We start from the raw sequence: 22,246 nt of genomic DNA, 5'->3' as shown, positions 1-22,246 counted from the left end.
TGGATATGCTACCTTATGGTAAAAATAGTAATTTCGAGTTTATGTATAAGGATGCTAATGAAAAACTAAATAACGAAGTGCTGGGGTGGTATACTGTGTTAAGTAATGGTGAAGCAAAAGATACATTACTTGATGGATTCTTGCTGGGGTATGATGTAGATGCTAATATAGCATTTAATGTTGCATCATATAACTATTTATTTACTTATTTAAATACTATTTATGCGCAAAATAATTTAGATAAGATAAATAGAATTAATTATAGCGATTATAAAAAAGAACTAGCTAAAAATAATAAAATAAAGGCTAAAGAAATTATTAATAAGGTGCTGGTGTAATTTGTATAGTAAGTATAAGTGCATATTTCTTTTCCATAAAATTGCAGATATAAAAAGTTTAAATGACTTTTTATATCTTTTTCTAGATTACTTTCTTCTTTTCTTATAAAATAAAAATGTAAGAAATCATATAGGTAATTAATTTCTTACAAAATTTTATGATAAGGAGATATTATATTGAAAAATAAGATTAAAAAAATATTATCTATTTCTTCTGCTTCTTTCTCTTTACTTGTTACTTCTTGCTCATATTCACAAAAAGACTCTAATAAATATAATAAAGATGATATAGGCAATTTTTATTCATATATACTGTCTTATAAAAAAGACAATATGATTAAAGATATTAACGATAATTATTTTTATTATATGTGGAAAAACAATAAAGAAGATGCTGGTAAATTTGAATATTTATTAAAAAATAAATATTCATATATTAATTCAGTTGAAGAATTAAATAAACGGTTTTTAGATAAGTTTAATTTGTCTTTTGTCAAGAAATACTATAATTTGTTCAAAGACAAGGTAGTTTTTGATATAAATAATTTAACAGAAGAAAAATTAAAGGAAATTAATCTAGAAAAGATTAAAGAAATTTATTTAAATAACCAAGATATTGTTGAATTCTTTAAAACGAAAAATTTATTAATGTATGAGGTTTGAGTAAACGATGATAAAATTCCAAATTTGGTATTAGTTCCTGACTATAAAAGTAAAGGTGAAAATAATTTGTAAACATGGACACTTTTGTGGTACTAAAAATGTGTTTTGTTAAAAATTGAATTCTCTCCAACATTGTTGTGGAGTTTTCCAATTTAAAACTGATTGGAATCTAATTTTATTATAAAAATTTATATATTCATCAATTAATTGATAAATTTCGTTAAATGTTAATTTATTTAAGTTGTATAAATTTAAGCATTCTGATTTTATAACAGAAAAGAAATATTCTGATTCTCTGTTGTCTAATGAATTTCCTATTCGTGACATTGAAATTTGAGCATTTAATTTTTGTGTTAACTTTATATATTCTTTTGAAGAATATTGATATCCGTGATCGGAATGAAGTATTCATTTATCTTTAAAATGAATTTTTGAAATATGCTCAATAACAAGTTTTGTGTCATTTGTTTCTGAAAGGTTTCAAGACACAACAGCTTTTGTTTTGTGATGTATTGCAACTGATAAATATAAATGATTTGATTCTGAATCTTTTGGAGCAGTAATATATGAAACATCTGTAGAAACAATGTTATTCTTTTCACCGTTATAATCTCTTTGCACAAGATCGATAAATTTTACATTTGTATCCTTTTTTTCTTTTTTTCTTTTCTTTTGTCTAACGAGACATTTTAAAGAAAATTTGTTCATTATTCTCCCTATTTTCCTGTAATTTAGGTTTATTTTATATTTTTTGTAGATGTAAATCGATAATCTTACACGACCATATAAACCTTTATTTTCTTTGAAAGATTTAATAACAAGTTCTTCATCAGAAGTATTTTTAGCTTCTGGTTTTGGTAAATTAATTTGTTTCTTTCATCTGAAATAACTAGTTCTTGAAATACCTAAAAGGTAAAGAATTTTGTTTAACGAAACATAAGAATTTAACTTCTTAATTTTTGAAATTGCTTCATCTAAATCTATTTCATTATTTGTGGATTCAGTAAAAATTTTCAAAATTTCTATCACGAACTCTTTGCTGTAATTATTCAGTTCATCGTATTTAATGTTTAACTTAATTTTCTTTCTTCCGACACCTTTATTTTTCTTCAAAGACTTTCCCGTCTTGCTGCTCAAATTCATATTTAAATTGTACATTTTTATCTTATTTTTGAAATTTTTAATTACTTCTTTTGTTAATTTTGTATTTCTAATTTTGCAAAATTCAATTCAAAAAATATTTACTTCAATTTTAGATTTACAACTTTGATATTTTTCGATTCAAAATTTTCATTGTTCGTGAGTTAGGTGTTTTGCCATATTTTTACTCCTTTTTTATCAAAAAAATCGCCGGGGTGGTACCACCCCGGCGTCCTACTTTATTGACATTTTTTGTTGTTGATTTTTATTTATTAGGTGAAAAACCTTCCTTTGGATTATAAAAATAGAGACCCAAAATTGTTAATGAACATAAAATATATTGACAAAAGCAAATCAGCAACGATTAAAAAAGCTACAAAACAAGAAATTTTGAATCTTTATAAATATTTACCTTCAATTATAACAACTGATAAAGCTGATGTATAAGTTTATTATATAAACACATAAAGTCGTAATATAAAAAGTTGAATTCACTTGTCATAAAAATACAAATAACTTTTATAAATACCTTAAAATTTTAATAAAAAATGATAACAAGAATTAATAAAAGGACATTTTTAAATGTCCTTTTATATTTAAATATAACAATTCATAAAATTTGTTTATAATATGATAAATAAATTATATTAGAGGAAAAATGATTAAATATAAACGAATCTTAATAAAACTTTCTGGTGAAGGTTTTGCTAACAAAGAAAAACACCTAGCAATTGATAACGCACTTGTTAAGAAAATTGCCATACAATTAAAAGAAATTGTAAAGCAAGGTGTACAAGTGTCTATTGTTATTGGTGGTGGTAATTTCTGAAGAGGTGCATCTGCTGAAAAAAATGGTATTCCTCGTAATCGTGCCGATTACATCGGGATGCTCGCTACCATAATGAATGGTTTAGCGCTTCGTAGTGGTTTTGAGCTTGTGGGACTTAAAGCAAGGGTGCAAAGTTCATTGAACATTGATGCTCGTGTTGCGGAAAACTATGTAAATGAAAAAACAATGAAATACCTTGAAGATGGAGAGGTTGTAATCTTTGTCGGTGGAACTGGTCGCCCTTATTTCACCACTGATACTGCATCTACATTATATGCATCTGAAATTGGTGCAGAAGTTATTTTAATGGGTAAAAATGGAACCGATGGGATTTATGATAGTGATCCTAAAACAAATCCGAATGCAAAAAGATATGATAAAATTACATATAATGAAATACTTGAAAAAAAATTACAAGTTATGGATTTAACTGCCACTAGTATGGCTCGTGATAACAATATTAATTTAATTATATTTAACTTACTCGAAGAAGATTCAATATTAAAAGTTTTAAAAGGACAAATAACACACACAGAGGTAATTAAATAATGGATATAGAAACTTATTTATTAGAACTACAAGAAAAATCTGAAAAAGCAATTAGTCATTTTAAATTTGAGATGTCAAAAATTTCTACTGGTAGAGCCAATCCACAACTTATTAAAGGGATTCGGGTAAACTATTATGATGTTCCCACTCCACTTGATGAATTAGCAAACATCTCAGTTCCTGAACCACAACAACTTTTAGTTAAGCCTTATGATATGGCATCAGTAAAAGAAATTGCTAAAGCTTTAGATAAAGCAAATCTTGGGATTCCCCCCGTTGATGAAGGTAATCAAATTAGACTTACATTTCCATCTTTAACAACTCAACGTCGTAAAGAGATGATCAAGAACTTAGCAAAACTAACTGAAGCAACTAAAATAGGAATCCGTAATGCTCGTCAAGAAATAAATAAGATGATTAAAGCAAATGAAGAACTTTCTGAGGATGAAGAAAAGAAATACTTAGATGCTGTTCAAAAAGAAGTAGATTTATTAATTGAAAAAGTCGTTCAATTAACCAAAGAAAAAGAAAACGAACTACTAAACAAATAACAAGCTCCGGTGCAAAAATTTGTGGTTTGTTTTTTTTTTTTTTTTTTTTGTATATAATAAAGGAAATATTCACATTTATACAAGGAAGATTATGGAAAATAATACTAAATATGAACTAAAACAAAGAACAATTAAAGATATTATTTATGAACTTTCTCAGGATAAACTTATAATTCCCGAAATGCAAAGACCTTATGTTTGAAAAGACAAACAAGTAAGTGATTTGTTCGATTCCTTATATCATGGTTTCCCAATAGGTTATATAATAACAAACAGACCTCGTAATAATGATATAAAACGGAAGAGTTATGTTTCAAATGATGATTTTGAAACTGTTTTGATTGATGGTCAACAAAGGTTAACTGCTCTAAATGCAATAATTAATGGTTTAGAAGTCTTGGATGAAAATTATAAAAAAAGAAGAATAATTGTTTCTTTTAACCCCTTCCCTAAGAAAAATGAAGAGATTTTTAAAATACAAAATGCATATACAAAAAATAGTAAAAAATGAATATCTGATATTTCAGATATATTTAAAGGTCATTCTCATTATAAAGTTTGTCAAAAATATATTAATGATAATCCAGAAATAACTATGGAAGATATCGATAGCAAAATAGATAATTTAAAACATAAAATATGATCAACTAATATTGGGGTAATTGAAATAAAAGAATATGTTGATCTGGAAACGCTTACAGAAATTTTTATAAGGATAAATTCCAAAGGGACACCTTTAAAGCTTTTGGATTATTCAATAAGTAAAATTTCTGCAAATAAAAATTACGGAACAAATATAATTAGAGTTATGAATTATTTTTCTGAAATCCTAAAAACCGATAATAATATTTACAGAGAGATTGAAAAAATTGATCCAGATTTTTTTAAAACTGAAATGGGTCAGAAAATTACTTGACTTAGTAATATAAATAATAATGATTATATTTATAAACCATCAGTGAATGATATATTATTTGTTTCATTTTCTCATATTTTTGATAGAGCAAAAATGAGCGATCTTGTTGAATTATTATCTGGTAGGGATTTCGAAAAAAGAGAATATATTCCAGAAAATATACAAAGTAATTTTGAAAAAATTATTAATGGAATTTCGAGTTTTATAGACAAATATAATTTCAATACTTTTACACAAGCAATCAAAAATATAGGATTTAAAAATATAAAAATCAATAAAAATTCTGTTGTAATAAATATTGCTTATATAGTCTTTTTAAAGCTTAGAAAACTTTCTCGTCTTGGTATGGAAGAAGTTAAAAAATACACTGTTAAATGGTATATAATGTCTTTATTAACAAAAAGATATAAAGATAGTTATGTTGATCAAGTTATTAATGATTTAAGAAATATAAAAGAATTAGGAATCGAAGTGATATTAAGAAAAATAGATCAAACAGAATTGACAACTGATTTTTGAGAACTAAGACTTCCTGAACTCTTAGATACAAGTATACAAGAAAATCCATTTCTAAAATGTTATTATGCCGCCTCAGTTGCTAACGGCAATAAAGGATTTCTTACTCCTTGATTAACACAAGAGGATATGTTAAAAAATTTAATCAGTGACAAACACCATATTTTTCCCAAACAATATTTAATTAATTCTTCTAATGAATTTAATGAATATTCATTTTTATCTGAGAAAAAATGATACAACCATTCTGCTAACTTAGTATATTTAGAAAAGAATATAAATATTAAGATCAAAGACAAAGCACCTAATGTATATTTTAAAGAAATAATTCAAGATATAAAAACAAATAATTCTCTTTTCCTTGGTAGAAAGATTTCCTTAGAAGAATTGGATGAAAATCTCGATGAAAACTGTATTCCAAAAGATATAATAAACTGAACATATAAAGATTATAAAGATAAATTTTTGCCTGAAAGAAGAAAATTAATGGCGAAAAAAATTAAAAAATGATATGAGAATATTTAGATTTTAAAGTATTATGTAAATTTTCTTTCTTTAATACCACATTAATAAATAAAATCCTTATACTATTCATAAGTAGGACGCCTAAGGGACCACTCGGCGTCTTATTTTAAAAATATGCCGTTTTTTTTGCTAGGTATAAAAACAGCAAAAATTTAGGTTCTAATCAATGCCACTATAACCTTTTACTTTATTTTAATTATTTTTCTTAAAGAAAATGTTAACTAACTCTAGTTTTTATCAACCAATTTTACTCCAACCCATTCTTATTCTTAAAATACATCTTAATTGGACAACCTTTGAAATTAAAGGTAGCTCTCAATTGATTTTCTAAAAACCTTTGATATGAAAAGTGTAAGAATTTTTTATTATTTACAAAGAATGTAAAAGTAGGTATTTTTGATAATTCTTTACGAACATAATAAATATTTAATCTTCCACCATTAAACGGTTGTGCTGGTTGAATAAGTTGTGTTTCAAGCACTAAATTAGAAAGCAACGACGGTTTTATATCTCTTTCCATATTTTCACGAACTTCTGATAAAGTTACTATCAACTTATTAATTCTTTGATTAAATTTTGCTGAAATAAATACAAAAGGAACTCATGGAACAAAATGAAATTTATTTCTCATTTTCTTTTCATAATCAGCCATTGTATTTGTTTGTTTTTCAACTAAATCTCATTTATTTATTACCACAATTATTGGTTTTTCATTCTCTAATGCATATCCTATAATTCTAGAATCAAAATGTGATACTTCTTGTTGTGTCGCATCGATTACTATCAAAGACAAATCAGCTTCTGATAGCGAATTCATCGCTCGCATTAAAGCATAATGATCAACACTTTCAATTAATTTTGATTTTTTTGTTATTCCTGCTGTATCAATCACATTATATAGTTTATGGTCTATTTCAACAGTTGATTTAACACTATCTCGTGTGGTTCCTGCAATTTCTGAAACAATTGAACGATACTCTTTAGTCAAGTTATTAAGTAGCGAACTTTTACCAGCATTAGGTTTTCCGATAATCGCTAAATTAAAATAATCATTTTGGTCTTCATCGCTGAAATCAAGATATTCTAAACACTTATCTAAAACTTCACCAACACCTTCACCCTGTAATGCAGAAACAGAATAAATATGCTCAACTCCTAAAGCATATCATCCATAATCAAATTGCTGGTTGTTTTCTAGCTTGTTTGCCACAGCAATAATAGGTTTATTGCTCTTTCTTAAAATATTCATTATGAATAAATCATCATTACTTATTTCGTTTGTCCCATCAAAAATAAAAACAATAACATCTGCTTCTTCAATCGCTATTTTTGCTTGAATCTGGATTTGTTCTTGAAAAGGTTTATTTTCAATTTCAATTCCGCCGGTATCAATTAATTTGATTTCATGACCTGATCAAGTAATTTTTTCATACAATCTATCTCTTGTAACACCTGGTTGGTCATAAACAATTGATATCTTTTTACCTATAATACGATTAAATAAGGTGCTTTTTCCTACATTAGGTTTTCCGATAATTGCAACTGTATTATGCATCTTTTGACCTTTCTTTAACCAAATCCATAATCTTTGCTATCACTTCTTCTATCTCTAAATTAGTACAATCAATAAATACTGCATCTTCAGTTTTATGTAACGGATCAACTTCACGATTCATATCTTGTTCGTCTCGTTTTTTTACTTCATAAAGCACTTCTGCAAAACCTGTATTATAACCTAATTCCTGATTTTGCTTCATTCTACGCTTTGCTCTTTCTTCTTCTTCTGCTCATAAAAAGATTTTTACTTCAGCATGGGGCATAATTTTAAAAGTTGTATCCCTCCCATCGATAATATATCCTTTACGTTTTTTAGTAAGTTGTTGAATATAATCAACCACAAACTCTCGCACTGCAGGAATTTTAGCCACAGACGGAGTTATTTGTGAGATATAATCGGCCCTTATAGCTTTTGATACATCAATTCCTTTTAATTCAATTCTGTCATTTTCTAGCAGTTTAATCATACCTTTTTGTAATGTCTTAATAACATTTTCTTGATCACGAGAATCAACACCATTATCAATGGTGTTTTTTGCGATTGCCCGATATACACTACCACTATTTATAAAAGTGAAACCATATCTGCTTGCTATTTGCTTACTTACTGTGGATTTACCTACTCCAGATGGCCCATCTATTGCAATATTAACTTTCATCACTACCTCCAAGTTTCTTTTTCTTTATTCTTACTTTTGTAGTATTTGATATATTGTGTTCTTCTGAAGCTAATGTATCAATTAAATATTGTGCTTTATCTTTTTCAATAAATTCTATATCATCTACATATGAGTCGTTTTGTTTATCGAATTTAATTTTTAAGTCTATATAACCTTGTAATAATTCTTTATACAAATAATTAAAATCGAAATCAAAAACTTCTTGTTTTTCTATTAATTTGGATTCGATACTAACATTTTGCTGATATTTATAAGCTGAATTAATGTTCTTTTTGAATCATTTTTGCTCTTTTTTTAGTTCATCATTTCCTGATTGAGATAGCAGAATTAGGTTATCTAAAACATCCTTATCTTCGTTTGAATCATCTACTTTTGAACCATTAAAATTCATATAGTTATTTTACTTTATTTTTTATATTTTGAAATAACAAAAAGCACATTATAGTGCTTTACAGTTATTTTTTAAATAATTCAAGGTATTCTTCATAACCTTCATCTTTTAATTTATCTACGGGAATAAAACGCAATGATGCAGAATTAATGCAGTACCGAAGTCCACCTAATTTTCTTGGACCATCATTAAATACATGTCCTAAGTGTGAATTAGCATTTTTACTTTTTACCTCAGTTCGAATCATATTATGTGAATAATCGCTATGTTCTGTTACAACATATTCATCTATCGGTTTACTAAATGCTGGTCACCCACATCCTGAATTAAATTTATCTTGTGATTTAAAAAGTGGTGTTCCATCAACGATATCCACATAAATTCCTTCTTCAAAATGTTCATCATATTCATTCGAATATGGATGTTCTGTATATCCTTCTTGAGTTACTTTATATTGTAATTCTGTAAGTTCTTTTAAACGTTGTTCTTTTTTCTTTTGTTCCATATTTCCTTTCAAAAAATTATCTTTTTTAAGTTGTTCGGTTTCTTTTGTTTATAAATTCACATTCATTTTATTATAAATCCTATCAAAACAAATGATAGATATACAACTACAACAAAGGTGTTGGTCTCATCTCAGTTGTTACCTAATATGTTTGGTACTAAGAAAAATAAAATTAAAGTTGAAATTCATAAAATATTAACTATATATATTGTTTTTTCTCATCACGGGATTTTAGATATTTGTTTCTTTTTTTCTAAAATTAATGCTACAACAGCTGTTAAAGTATCTTCAATTAACAGTGCTAAACTATTTACTTTTATAACAGCTGTAAAGAACGGGTTATCATTATCTTTTGTTTTGCTTAAAAGGGTTGGTACTAATCATAAAACAAGCATTGCTATAAATGTAATAACTGCTGTTAAAATGATTGCATTACGGTATTCACCGTGTTTATTATGATCTGCATATTTTGGATTAATATGATTATCTAATGCAAGCGGAATTAACTTTCTTGCTGTAGATACCGTTTGTGTAATTTTATACCCTATATCATTAAATATAAATCCAATAATAAACACAATCGTTCCTGTAATATTCATTACAAGATAATAAATTTGTGAAAATTCATTGTTATTTGAATCAAACTTTATTGCTAAATAAACACTATAAAATGCTAGGTAAACAACTGCTACAATTCCTAGGGAAACAAATAAAATTCTTTTAAAATTTTTAAATTCTGCGTCCTTTGCCATAGAAGCCATATCTTCAATTCCTGCAAAAGCAAAAATAAAAACTAAAATACTTCCAAAAATCATTGTAGATGTTGCTTTTTTTGTTGTTTCATAAACAACTGTATATCCACCAGGTTTTATAACCGAAAGATATACTAAGTTTACAAAACCTATCAACAAAAATGCTCATTTTACAGCAGATGTTAAAAATACAACTTTTGTATTAAGTGATAATCCTTTGGTTGATATCAATATCAATGCACCAAAGAAGATAAATGCAATGACTCTTATAATCCATATTATAGTTATATAATTTGAAATAGTTTTAGGTATTACTAATTCAAAAGTTTGCGCTAAAAACAAAGGTGACACAGATGATAAAACAGGTGATTGTAAGAATTGATTTCAACCAATGAAATAACAAAAATTCTTTACAAAACCTTTTTTAAATTTATATCATTTGTTTTCAACATTTGACTGTTCTTCAAACAAGGTTGAATCAAGGTGTCTTGCATAAGCATATGAACCACCATAATGTTCTTTAAAAGCATTCCCCAAACGAGCAAATACTAATGCTGTTCCTGTCATTGTAAGCAAGCAAAGAGCAATAACTAAATATCCGTAAAATCCTATATTTAGTATTTCTGAAAAAGTTGTAAGGAAACCTAAACCAACAATAAAGTTAATAGTGAAAAAAGTAAATGATTTTTCACTAAAATGTTTTTTCACTATTGCTTAAACTCTAATTGTTTTTTGGGTTTCTTCTTCTCAAAAACTACTTCATATATTTCTTCATAATTAGATACAGGAATATAAGTTAACTTTTCTTTAATTTCCATAGGAACATCAATTAAGTTTTTTACATTTCCTGTAGGTATAAAAACATATTTTAAGTTTTTAGAAGCGGCAGCAAATGATTTTTCTTTTAGGCCACCGATATCTAAAACATTACCTCTAAGAGTTATTTCACCTGTCATACCTATTTCAGATGATACAATTCGTTGTGATAATGCTGATATTAATGCAGTGGTAAATGTCACTCCTGCACTTGGGCCATCTTTTGGTACTGCTCCTTCAGGCACATGAATATGAATTGTTGTTTCATCAAAATTAAAGTCTGTAATACCATATCTAGCAGCATTTGCACGCACATATGAAAGTGATATATTAGCAGATTCTTTCATAACATCTTTTAATGAACCTGTTAATTTAATTTCTCCTTTTCCTGGATAAGTATTAACTTCAATTTGCAAGGTTGATCCACCAACTGATGTATATGCTAAACCATTAACTACACCAGGGGTTTTGTATCCATCATTTTCATTATCTTTAAATTTTTCGGGTCCTAAAAGTTCTTTTAAATCATTTATTTTTACCTCGAATTGTTTATTTTTTAGTTTTGGTAATTCGAGTTTTTTAAGCACGAATTTGCGTGCTAATTTATCTAAGACACGTTTTAATCCACGAACTCCGGCTTCTTTGGTATAGTTTTGAATAATGTATTTCATTGTGTCTTCAGAAATCTGCATAAAGTTGCTACTTGCCCCAACTTGTTCTGTTACTTTTGGCATCAAGTGTTGCTGTGCAATTTTTAATTTTTCAGTTAATGTGTAAGCAGATAATTCGATAACTTCAACTCGGTCTATTAAAGCATGAGGAATGTTTTCGTAATAATTAGCAGTCGCAATAAAAATTGCTTTAGATAAATCGTATTCATGTTCTAAGTAGTGATCTTGAAACTTTGTATTTTGTTCTGGATCTAAAACTTCTAACATCGCAGATGCCGGATCCCCTTTATTTGTTGAAGCCATTTTATCAATTTCATCTAATAAGATAACTGGATTAGAAACAGAACATTGTGAAATAGCTTTAATAATCTTTCCCGGCATTGCTCCTACATAGGTTCTTCTGTGTCCACGGATTTCGCTTTCATCATGCACTCCTCCAAGAGAAATTTTTACAAACTTTCTGGATAATGATTCTGCAATTGCTTTAGAAAGCGATGTTTTTCCTGTCCCAGGTGGCCCAACTAAACAAATAATAGGGACATTATTAAATGTTTTATCATTTTGTTTATTAGAATCCTTAAACAAATTCATATCAATCTCATAATTTTCATCATAAGGTAATTTATTTTCTTTTTTCTTTTTATTTCTTTCTGTATTAATAATAACAGCGATATATTCTAAAACACGTTGCTTAACTTCTTCAAGTCCATAATGATACTTAGAAAGAGTTTTTTTAGCATGATCTAAATCTAATAACTCTTTTTGTGTAAGTCTTCATGGTAGTCTTTTGAGATGATTGACATAAGTTTTTGAAATATTTGCTTCTGGTGATGTAGCCATCATTTCGTTCGCTCTCTTTGTTTCTTCAGCAATAATTTTTTTTACTGATTCAGGGTAACGGAAAGATTTATTTTTATCTTTTAACTCTTTTGCATAATCATCATCATCGCTTGGATCAACATTCATTCCTTCTAATTCATCTTGTATATATTTTAATTTTTCACGAAGTACATATTCTTTATGTTGACTTGCCATTTTATCTGTCATCTTTTGAGTCATTTGTGATTCTATATCAACATTTTGACTCATCATACCTGTTGCGGATGCAATTAATTTCATTAAAGAAATAATGTTAAATTTATAAAATGCAGCAAACTTTTCATTTATTTCGGGTGATAAAAATGATAAAAAAGTAAATAAAAACTTAATTTTTTCTTCTCTTGTTTTTAATTCAAAGTTCGGATAATATGAATTAATAAGTGCAGAAAGGTCATCGGTTGTATATGGTTTTTTTGTTATCGGATTATATTGAAAAATAATATTAACTGATTGTGTTTCTTTTATACCAGGGATTTTTTCAGTATCCCTTATCCCTTTTAAAGCAGAAAGCATTGCATCTAAATCATGATTTTGTGGTAATAAGTCAAATTTATAAACTTCATTTGTTTCATCAGAATTAGGTTCTTCAGGAACAAACTTTACTTCACCCGAACAAACTCTGACTAATTGTTCTTCATATAGTTTATCTCCATCTCCTTCTTTAACAGGTTGATAAGTTTCTAACAAAACATAACCATCTTCATCTGTTTCTGCGAAACCATATTCTTTTATGTTAAAAAAACCTAAAACTTCATATGTCAACATACATTTTTGATCTCGTTCTGAATCTTTTACAGGAGGTTCAAGTGGTTCTGCCTTTAAGAATTTAACAAATACTGCTTTACTTTCTAATTCATGCTCATTATTTGTAAACGAAATAACAAATTTATGTTCTATATTTGTTTTAGGAATAACTAAAGCGCCAGATGAATACAAATTAAATGCATCTGTTTCTATTTGATGAATACCTTTTGGAAAAGACATTCAGTTTGTATCAACAACTAATAATGGGTATATGTTTTTATTTTTCATTATTCTCCTTATTTTATGACAAAATTAATTAATTTCTTAGGTATAAATATTTTTTTAATAATTTGTTTTCCTTCTAATCATTTTGTAACTTCTTTTTGTGCTTTCTCTATAACTTCTGATTCGCTTGAATTTATATCAACCAATATTTCCCCGCGGACTTTACCATTTACGGTTATACCATAACTTAATTCGTTCACAATTAATGCTGATTCATCTATACTAAAATCATCTAAGTTTCTTAAATTAAAATATTTTTCTGAATATTCTCAAGCAAGGTGTGGAGCAAAAGGTTCTAAAATATTCAAAACGACATAATACATCTCTTTTAATAAAGCAACATCTTTAATCGTATCGTACTCATTAAATGTTTCCATTACTCATGCAATAACAGTATTAAATGCATATTCATTTTCTCTTTTGTTAAAGACATCTAAATATTTTTGCATCCCTTGATAAAGTTTTCTTCTTGCATTCTTTTCTTGTGAAGATAACTTTTCTATATTTATTTCATCTAAGGTTGTATTTTCAGGCAATTCATTAATCCTATCACTTAGTCGATTCAAAAACTTAAAACATCCATTTAGTCCTGCATCACTTCAATCTAATTCTTTTGCTGGTGGAGCAGCAAAAAAAACAAACAATCTGGTTGCATCTGCACCATATTTTTCTATCATTTCTTTTGGTTCAACTACATTACCTTTTGATTTCGACATTTTTGCACCATCTTTTAACACCATTCCTTGTGTTAAAAGATTTAAAAAAGGTTCGCGATAATTTATTAAACCAAGGTCAGAAAGTGCTTTGGAAAAAAATCTAGCATATAAAAGGTGTAAAATCGCGTGTTCTATACCACCAATATATTCATCTACTTGATTTCAGTAATTTAGATTTTCATTGATAAATAAGTTGTTATTTCTTTGTTTTTGCGGTGTTGTATATCTCATTCAATATCAACTTGATTCAAAAAATGTATCAAGTGTATCTGTTTCTCGTTTTGCACCCATACCACAACGATAGCATTTAATCTTTACTCATTCATTGTTTGTTAAAATAGGATTTCCTTTTCCAGTGAATTCAACTTTTTCGGGTAATAATATAGGTAAATCCGATTCGGGAACTGGTATAGTTCCACACACTTGACAATGAATCAACGGAATTGGTGTTCCTCAATATCTTTGTCTTGAAATTCCTCAATCTCTAAGATTATATCGAACTACCTTTTTTAATTCACTTTCTAAAACAACATAATTTTTACTTGTATTTTTTACATTTATGCTATTTGCATTCATAAATGATAAATGACTTTCATTCTTACTTGAAGCAAATTGTGCTTCTTTTGCAGAAAAACTTGCGAAATCTGATATATAAACGTCTAAAAAATCATGAGTAACTGGATTAATAACTTGAAATGGTGTTTTTATTGACAATTTCTTACCAAAAATTTTGTTAATCACACAATTATTTATTTCACCAAGTATTTTTTGTTTTTTTTCGTTAAAAAATCCCTGATTTTTTAGTTTTTTCACAAGTGGGTGTTTAAAATTTATAGCCAAAAAGTCTGCATTTACAATATTTTGATAATCTTTTTCAAAAACAACTATTTCAAAATCTTTATTTGCAGATTCTAAGATAATTTTATATACTTCTTCTCTACCAATTCAATTTTTTTGCATTGTCAAAACTTGTTGGGGTCAATGATTTTCTAATGTTTTCAAATCATTTAAAAGTTCATCAGCATACTCAGTTATTTTTAAATAATATGTATCCATTTCTTTTTGCACAACATTTTCATTGCAACGTCAACATTTATTATCAACTACTTGTTCATTTGCTAAAACTGTATTATCATTTTCGCATCAATTAAGCAAACTCTTCTTTTTATAAATCAAACCTTTATTTCAAAGTTGAATAAATAAAAATTGTTCCCATTTTGTATATGTTGCATCTGCTGTAATACATTCTTGATCTCAGGCAAAAGATAAACCAAGTCTTTTTAACTCAGCATCCATATTTTTAATATTTTCATAAGTTCATTTTTTAGGATGAATATTATTTTTTATTGCTGCATTTTCAGCAGGTAAACCAAACGCATCTCACCCAAATGGATGAAATACATTGAACCCTTGACGACGATAAAAACGTGCCATCGCGTCACTTATAGCATAATTTTTAACATGTCCCATATGGATTTTCCCACTAGGATACGGAAACATACTAACTATGTATTTCTTTTGTAATGTAAAATTATTTGAAGGTTCAAAATTTTTAGAATCAAGTCAATATTTTTGTCATTTTTTTTCTATTTCTTCAAATTTATAAGACATTCTGCTCCTATTTTGTTCCAAAAATTCTATCCCCTGCATCACCTAAACCAGGTTCGATATAACCTTTATTATTCAACCTAGCATCAAGTGCAGATAAATATATATGAAAGTCTTCTCCAAAATGACTTAAAACATTATTAACACCCTCTTTAACTCCAACTAGGCACACTAACTGTACATTTGTATAACCCTCTTGATAAATCCGTCTAATCGCATCTACTGCTGAATTTCCTGTAGCAAGCATCGGATCAACTACTATAATTAAACTATCTTTTGGAACATTAGGCATCTTAAAAAAGTATTCGTTTGGTTGTAAGGTTTCTTCATCTCGATACATTCCAATGTGTCCTACTCTTGCTTGTGGAATTAAATTAAGTAAACCTTCTGTCATACCTAATCCAGCACGTAAAATGGGTATCAAAACTATTTCATTTGAAAATGTATCACCAACAAAGTCCTGTCCTAAAGCAGTTGTAATTTGTTTAGGTTTTGTTTTATAATTTCGCATAATTTCATAAACCATTAGCGAACCTATTTCATTTAAATTACTTCTAAATTCTTTGTGTGATGTATTTTTATCACGTAATTTAGTAAGTTTTATTTTAATAAGTGGGTGTTCTAAAATTTTAAGCATCATTTCTCCTAATTTCACATTATATAAATATTTTTATATTATATACTTTTTTATATTTTTCTAATTATTTATAAATGCAGTTGCATTTTTATTATTTATTTTTATCGAAAGAGAACCAAAAAAAGGACTAAATGCGAACTTTATAAGAAATTTCATTATATTTTTAAATAATCTAAAATATAAATATATAAATATAGGTAATTATGAAAAAGAAAACAAAAATAATTATAACTGCTGCTACATTAGCATCTTCTGCTGTTTTAGCAACAGCAGTAGGTTTAGGAGTGGGTTTAACTCATAATAATTTAACATTGGAATCACAAAAGAAATATCAAAATCAGTCTGTTATTAAAATAGAACAAACTATAGAATGAAAAGGTTTACCAACACAAACAAACGCTTATAAACCTGATTTAAGAAAGATTATAAAGGATGTAAAAGAAAAAGATTTCAATAAGTTTTTAACATCTTTTAAAAATTATTTAACGGACTGAAAAAATGCTTTTTTAAAGGTTTCACAGTTAAAAACATATTTATCAGATGCAAATATTTCCAAATATTTTACGTTAATCAATTCAAATATAAATGTAGATGAATCAATTAACCAGTTGCTTAATCAATTGAAAAGTGTGAATTCAAAAAACATAGATGAATATAAGGACAAAATTATTAATGAAGATGCTCAAATTAGTTCTACCATTGATAATTATGTAAAATTTAAAGCAAAATATGACACTTTTTTACAAGAAATAAGTAAATTTTCTTCATATTATGATTTATCAAATGATAAATTTTTACAAATTTTACTAAAACAAAATGGAATTAACGGTTTTAATTCTTTTTTGACTATTTTACAGTCAAATAAATTTGTTTTTGATGAAATTTCCAATATCAAAAATTCTCATCAAAATGTTCCAGAACTCAAGCAATATTTTGAACAATTTAACACATTAAATATATCAACAAAAAAGTTTGATGATATTAACAAATTGACTATACAATATCAAAGTATTTTAGAGCAAATAAATGCTGAAATTGATAGTTTAAAAAACAAAAATAAATCAAATACTCAACTAAACAATCTTAAAAATCAAGCAAAAAATCAAATAACTTCATTCAATCTTTTAACAAACGATACTAAATCACAATTTATTAATGCTATTGATAATGTATTAATTTCCAATGAAATTAATACACTTTTAAGTAGAGCAAATAAATTAAACAAAGAAAAAGAAAAATTAAATATACTTTTAGATAAATATAATCAATTAAAAACAGATAATGATATTAACTATATAAACAGCGATAATAAAACTAAATTAGATGAACAAATTTCAAAAAATTCATTTGATGATGCTTCTAATTCAAAATTATTAAAAAACATTGAAAATATAGTCACAGATAACAATTATCTAGAAAAACTAAATACATATATAAGTTTAATTTCTTCTTTTTTAAACAATATAAACGGTAATCAAGTTTACCAAAATGCTTTATCTGAGTTTAACAAAATCAAAGATAATAATAATTTTTCAGATGATTTAAAAAAGCAACTTGATGAATATATATCAACACAAAAAATAGCTGCTGATATTAATCAAAAGACCAATCAATTAAGTTCGTTTATAGATATTTTTAACAAGTTGAACATAACTTATAGCACTCAATTACAGTTAGATAAATCCAATATCAGTCAAGATGATTTAAATCAATTAAATTCACTTTCTGCTGCTGTTTTAAGGTTTTTTTCTTCTGATTTAAAACTTAAAACATTCGATCTAAATCATATCTTGAATCTAAGGGAAACACTTATTAATAACTTAGCTCTATGAAAGCAAAAACTCGATTCATTATTAGATAAAAAAGATAATCAAAATAACAATGATTATCAGAAACAAGCACAAAAACAACTTAATGTAAAACTTGATGATCGACTCTCAAAATATGATTTAAATCGTTATTTAACTTCTCTTTCTTTTAATCTTAAAAATACAAAATTATGGTTACAAGAGCCAAAAAGTAATCAATTTAACTATAAATTAACTGATATAAATTTAAAAGATGATAATAAAAATACTTTGATTTTAACATATCATGCATCTGCTAAAAATAATGTCTGAAGCGGTGATGTAACAAGTGAATTAAGCATTAATAATACTGAAAAAGATGTAAATAACATTATTAATGAATCGTCGATTAAAAATCTCGATGAAATCTATAATATTAATTATTTTAATTTAGGTCTTTATAAAAAAAGTGATATTACATTACAAATTCTTAAAGATAACTTATCTATCAAACAAACATATATTAACAACTACTTTAAATTTAAAATCAAAGAAAATTCAACTACTTTCTTTGATTTAAATAATAAATTAAATTTGAATATAGAACTACTATTTAATAATCATATAATTAAAACATTAAATGTATCAAGTTTAAACTCAATATATTTTTTACCTGAAGATAATCAAACTTTTGATGCTTCTATTTCCTTAAATAATGCTTTCAAACAAAGCGATTATTATAAACCTGTAAATCTTTATGTTAACCCTATTTATTTAGGTAACACAAAATATTACAACGAAACAGGAAGCAATGGACAATACAAAGAATACCACAATGCTTTTACAAAAGCAGGTTTATTTAGATGATGATTTTGAAAACATAACATTGAACCTTTTTATGAAAAAATAAAGAGTCAATTTAATAATAAAGATTTTTTTGTTGAACCAACAACAAAAAACAACGAGAAAAATTTTCCTTTACTTGATGATGCAGCAGATCATTCAAATAAACTTTCAGCAACGCAAATAAAAAACATTATTTTAATGTGGTTTAAAGAAAACAATCCTTGAGTTAATTATAATATATCTTCTGATGCTACGATTGATTTAAAAACCACCAATAATCATCTTTTCGAAATCGATCCAGGAGATCCAACTAAATCATCTGCTATATTTAATTTCATTGTTACAAAAGGACAATTAAAAAAAGAAATCTCGCTTCGTTTTACAACACAAAATTTTGATAGAATTGATAATTTAACACAAAAACAGCAAAAAGCACTTGATAAGATTTTTGAAATTTTTAAGGATAAATCTGGTTCAAAACTCTTTAACCTTATAAAAATCAAAAACCTAAATAACACACATAATAATTATTCAATTATCCAAAGGAACCCTGAAGATACATTTAATGATGTCTATATACTTCCTAAAATAGGTGAATATCAGATATATGCTAAATCATCCACTATCGAATCAGTTGGTAAGCATTTTACCAATAATGCTTTAATTACTTTCTCAATTAAGGATGAAAATGGTAATGAAATCAAATTAAATCAAAGTGATTATGATAATTTAACGCTAGATATCAAATATTGAAAACCTATTCAATATCGCGATATAAAACCTAAAAATAATAACAAATTTACTGATGATGACTTTAAACCAACACCTTCACGAAGAGAAAATAACGAAATTGATCAAAAAGATAAAGATACCATTAATAAAATTAATAGTAAAAACTTTGAATATCGCAAAGTCCTTGCTGAATTTACAGGACACAACGAAGTTAAATACAGTGTTTTAGATCCAACTGATATAGTGAGACAAAATGCACAGATAATGCTTAATTACTTACTTACTTTTAAAAACACTACGGCTGTATCTGTTGAAAAAAACGAAGAATTTAAAGATGAAAGTGATAATTTCAAAAAAGAAAATGTCAACAAAAACGAATACAATCAAGATGATATATCTTTATCAACAGATGTTTCAAATAATTTAAATTTGAATGAAATAAATAAAAAATATTTTATTTATTTCTACGATGTTCAAAATCCTGAATACGGAAAGATGATATTTAAATTAGGATTTATAGATAAAACAAACACAAACAAAAGATATCATATTAATCACTCTATCACATTGGTTAATTTAAAAAACGATTATAAAGATAAATTATATCCTGAAGTTATATTAAATAATATTAAAAAATCCGATTTAACTTTATCAAGCATCTTTGTTGCTAAAAATCTTTCTGCAAGCAATTTTAGTCAATTTATTACCATAAATCCAAGAGCGCTAACATACAATGATTATACGGTTGCAAAAGATTATATTAAACTTGATAAACTTGTTCATGCAGGCGATAATATCTATATAACCTTAAAATACGAGAAACCAGGAAGAACTATTTTCGGTAGAACATGATATTTATTAGGAAACTCTAATAATGAAGTTAAAGTTGATTTAGATATTTCAAAAGAAAAACCTTTAACAACTGTATACAAGAAAAATTCAATTTTTAGAAGTAGGGAAATTGAATTATATTATAAAGATGCATTATGAACTTTTGACAAGGAAAATAATGCTGCTCATTGAACTTTAAAATCTAAATATCTTGCTAAAACTTTTGAATCCAATAATTCAAACCATCGAAAAATATATTTACATCTTTTTGGAAATGTTTTAGTTCAAAACGCAAAAAGAAAATCAAGAATTTCTGATAGAGATCACCAAAATAAAGGTGGATATGATTTTGAAATAGATTACGATAAATTAAAAACCCAAAAAACCATCACTATAAATTCACATACATCGAATGTTTTTTATGAAAAAGTTTCAAAAGAACTTCCTCATATACCTTTTTCATTGACCACTACATTAAATGACTCAGGTGATATTAATTTTGTTTTCGAGTTAACTGATGCAAAGTATAAATTAGTTGTTGGTAACTTATTAAGATACTTATACGGAATCGGTGATGCGAAATTTTATAACAGTGATAAGTTTGATGAATTTGATCCAAACAAGGCATTTCTGCTTGCATCAAATGCTGCTGCAATACATATTGAATATGAAAACAATGTTGAAGAAAATTTTGGTGTAAAAACAAATATTTTTGATTATACAAAATTAGATTACAACCAAGAAAACGAACCGATAACATTCATAAGTGATCCGAAAGCATACGATTTAAGTTGATATAATCCAAACCAAAATGTTGATTTTAAACTACATGATGGGTATTTGCAAGATAACGAATTCTTACATCGTAGTTGAAAAGAAAATGATGTAAATATAGATTTAGTTAATAATGCAAAATCTAGAACGTTTGGTTATTCTCGCGGAACTGCTACAATGCTAGCAAAAGTAAATGATGATCCAAACAGTGGTTTATTTTACATTATTACTAACAACCATGTTGAAGGTGGTAATAAATTCAATATAGATTCGCTGCAAGGAAACAATTTACCTAATCGTTTTGAAGCAGGTAGATATATGAATATCGCTTTAGATAACTATTCAAACAATGTTGATGCTGGTCAAAACGATGTTTATACACCAAAAAACATTAAAGCTGCTATAGTTTGAACAGGTTTAAAACAACTTGATTTAAATGGACAAAATCCTGCATTTGCTGATATGACAGTTGCTATCGTTGATATTAAACCTGTAATCGAACAAGCCTATAACAGTGGACTATACGTTCGAGCAGCATGGTTTGAAAACTGATATAAATTACCTCCATTAAAACTTAATACCAATGGGCAAAATCTAGAATTCTTCACCTCAGTTCGGGCTCAGTTTGTAATGAATGGTTATCCTTATGCAAAAGAAAATGGATATTTATTAAATCGCGCTATCTTTAGTGATCAAAATGTCGGATTTAACCGACAAGATGGATATACACCTGCATATTTTAATGCCGGTAATTCTGGTACAGGTGTTATGGGTGCTGATAATATTTATATTTCTACTATAAATTCTGGTGCTCCTTTAAGATTTTTACAAAGTTGAACCTATAGCAAAAACTTTTATAATTATTTTGGGATCAACTGAGATGGACAAAATCCATTAATATTAAATAACACTAGATCACTTGCTTCATATATGATGAAAATGAATGCAATAAATCCAAATATGTACCCACTTCCTTGGTTTTTTAAACCATTTGATAATTAATAAAAC

General features: G+C 26.8%; 16 protein-coding genes. 7 read left to right on the top strand and 9 right to left on the bottom strand.

The genetic code is table 4. The annotated features are described in order from the left end of the window. On the top strand, nt 1-338 hold a 338-nt coding region (locus ACXYRQ_RS03860), incomplete at its 5' end, for a hypothetical protein (RefSeq protein WP_458614867.1). A 177-nt stretch (nt 339-515) separates the two neighbouring features. Next, nucleotides 516-1,073, top strand: a complete 558-nt coding sequence (locus ACXYRQ_RS03855; protein ID WP_458614866.1) for a hypothetical protein — start codon at nt 516-518, stop codon at nt 1,071-1,073. A gap of 36 nt (nt 1,074-1,109) precedes the next feature. Here the strand turns inward: ACXYRQ_RS03855 and ACXYRQ_RS03850 are convergent, their stop codons facing one another. Beyond that, entirely contained in the window at nt 1,110-2,321 is a 1,212-nt protein-coding gene (locus ACXYRQ_RS03850; RefSeq protein ID WP_458614865.1) for an IS3 family transposase, read from the bottom strand. A 111-nt stretch (nt 2,322-2,432) separates the two neighbouring features. Between ACXYRQ_RS03850 and ACXYRQ_RS03845 the strand changes: the two genes are divergently transcribed. The 4 genes from ACXYRQ_RS03845 to ACXYRQ_RS03830 all read left to right on the top strand — a co-directional run bounded on the left by ACXYRQ_RS03845 (nt 2,433) and on the right by ACXYRQ_RS03830 (nt 6,027). Continuing rightward, on the top strand, nt 2,433-2,588 hold the full coding sequence (locus tag ACXYRQ_RS03845; RefSeq protein WP_458614864.1) for a hypothetical protein: 156 nt from the start codon (nt 2,433-2,435) through the stop codon (nt 2,586-2,588). Nucleotides 2,589-2,799: 211 nt separating this feature from the next. Next, nucleotides 2,800-3,519, top strand: coding sequence for a UMP kinase (gene pyrH / locus ACXYRQ_RS03840; RefSeq protein WP_458614863.1), 720 nt, complete (start codon nt 2,800-2,802; stop codon nt 3,517-3,519). Beyond that, nucleotides 3,519-4,070, top strand: coding sequence for a ribosome recycling factor (gene frr, locus ACXYRQ_RS03835; protein ID WP_458607544.1), 552 nt, complete (start codon nt 3,519-3,521; stop codon nt 4,068-4,070). The genes pyrH and frr overlap by 1 nt, the downstream gene beginning before the upstream one ends. A 91-nt stretch (nt 4,071-4,161) precedes the next feature. Further along, nucleotides 4,162-6,027: a GmrSD restriction endonuclease domain-containing protein gene (locus ACXYRQ_RS03830; RefSeq protein ID WP_458597819.1), complete on the top strand. Its 1,866-nt coding sequence runs from the start codon at nt 4,162-4,164 to the stop codon at nt 6,025-6,027. A gap of 247 nt (nt 6,028-6,274) precedes the next feature. Here the strand turns inward: ACXYRQ_RS03830 and der are convergent, their stop codons facing one another. The 8 genes from der to upp all read right to left on the bottom strand — a co-directional run bounded on the left by der (nt 6,275) and on the right by upp (nt 16,268). Next, entirely contained in the window at nt 6,275-7,582 is a 1,308-nt protein-coding gene (gene der, locus ACXYRQ_RS03825; protein ID WP_458614862.1) for a ribosome biogenesis GTPase Der, read from the bottom strand. Continuing rightward, nucleotides 7,575-8,243, bottom strand: coding sequence for a (d)CMP kinase (gene cmk / locus ACXYRQ_RS03820; protein ID WP_435129571.1), 669 nt, complete (start codon nt 8,241-8,243; stop codon nt 7,575-7,577). The genes der and cmk overlap by 8 nt, the downstream gene beginning before the upstream one ends. Continuing rightward, nucleotides 8,233-8,655 carry a hypothetical protein gene (locus ACXYRQ_RS03815; RefSeq protein ID WP_435129568.1) on the bottom strand — a complete coding sequence of 141 codons (423 nt, stop codon included), beginning with the start codon at nt 8,653-8,655 and terminating at the stop codon, nt 8,233-8,235. Before ACXYRQ_RS03815 ends, cmk begins: the two co-directional genes overlap by 11 nt. 64 nt (nt 8,656-8,719) lie before the next feature. Then, on the bottom strand, nt 8,720-9,160 hold the full coding sequence (gene msrB, locus ACXYRQ_RS03810) for a peptide-methionine (R)-S-oxide reductase MsrB (RefSeq protein ID WP_458613961.1): 441 nt from the start codon (nt 9,158-9,160) through the stop codon (nt 8,720-8,722). Further along, on the bottom strand, nt 9,130-10,620 hold the full coding sequence (locus ACXYRQ_RS03805) for an APC family permease (RefSeq protein ID WP_458597810.1): 1,491 nt from the start codon (nt 10,618-10,620) through the stop codon (nt 9,130-9,132). Before ACXYRQ_RS03805 ends, msrB begins: the two co-directional genes overlap by 31 nt. Beyond that, nucleotides 10,620-13,310, bottom strand: a complete 2,691-nt coding sequence (lon, locus tag ACXYRQ_RS03800; RefSeq protein ID WP_458614861.1) for an endopeptidase La — start codon at nt 13,308-13,310, stop codon at nt 10,620-10,622. Before lon ends, ACXYRQ_RS03805 begins: the two co-directional genes overlap by 1 nt. 8 nt (nt 13,311-13,318) lie before the next feature. Continuing rightward, nucleotides 13,319-15,634, bottom strand: coding sequence for a class I tRNA ligase family protein (locus ACXYRQ_RS03795; RefSeq protein ID WP_458614860.1), 2,316 nt, complete (start codon nt 15,632-15,634; stop codon nt 13,319-13,321). 7 nt (nt 15,635-15,641) lie between these two features. Further along, entirely contained in the window at nt 15,642-16,268 is a 627-nt protein-coding gene (upp, locus tag ACXYRQ_RS03790) for a uracil phosphoribosyltransferase (protein ID WP_458613965.1), read from the bottom strand. A gap of 203 nt (nt 16,269-16,471) precedes the next feature. On the opposite strand from upp, the gene ACXYRQ_RS03785 reads away from it, so the two are divergent. After that, nucleotides 16,472-22,240, top strand: a complete 5,769-nt coding sequence (locus tag ACXYRQ_RS03785) for a coiled-coil domain-containing protein (protein ID WP_458614859.1) — start codon at nt 16,472-16,474, stop codon at nt 22,238-22,240. Nucleotides 22,241-22,246: the final 6 nt, after the last annotated feature.

The organism is Mycoplasma sp. 394 (assembly GCF_054353895.1).
This window is presented reverse-complemented; position numbering and strand designations above follow the sequence as displayed.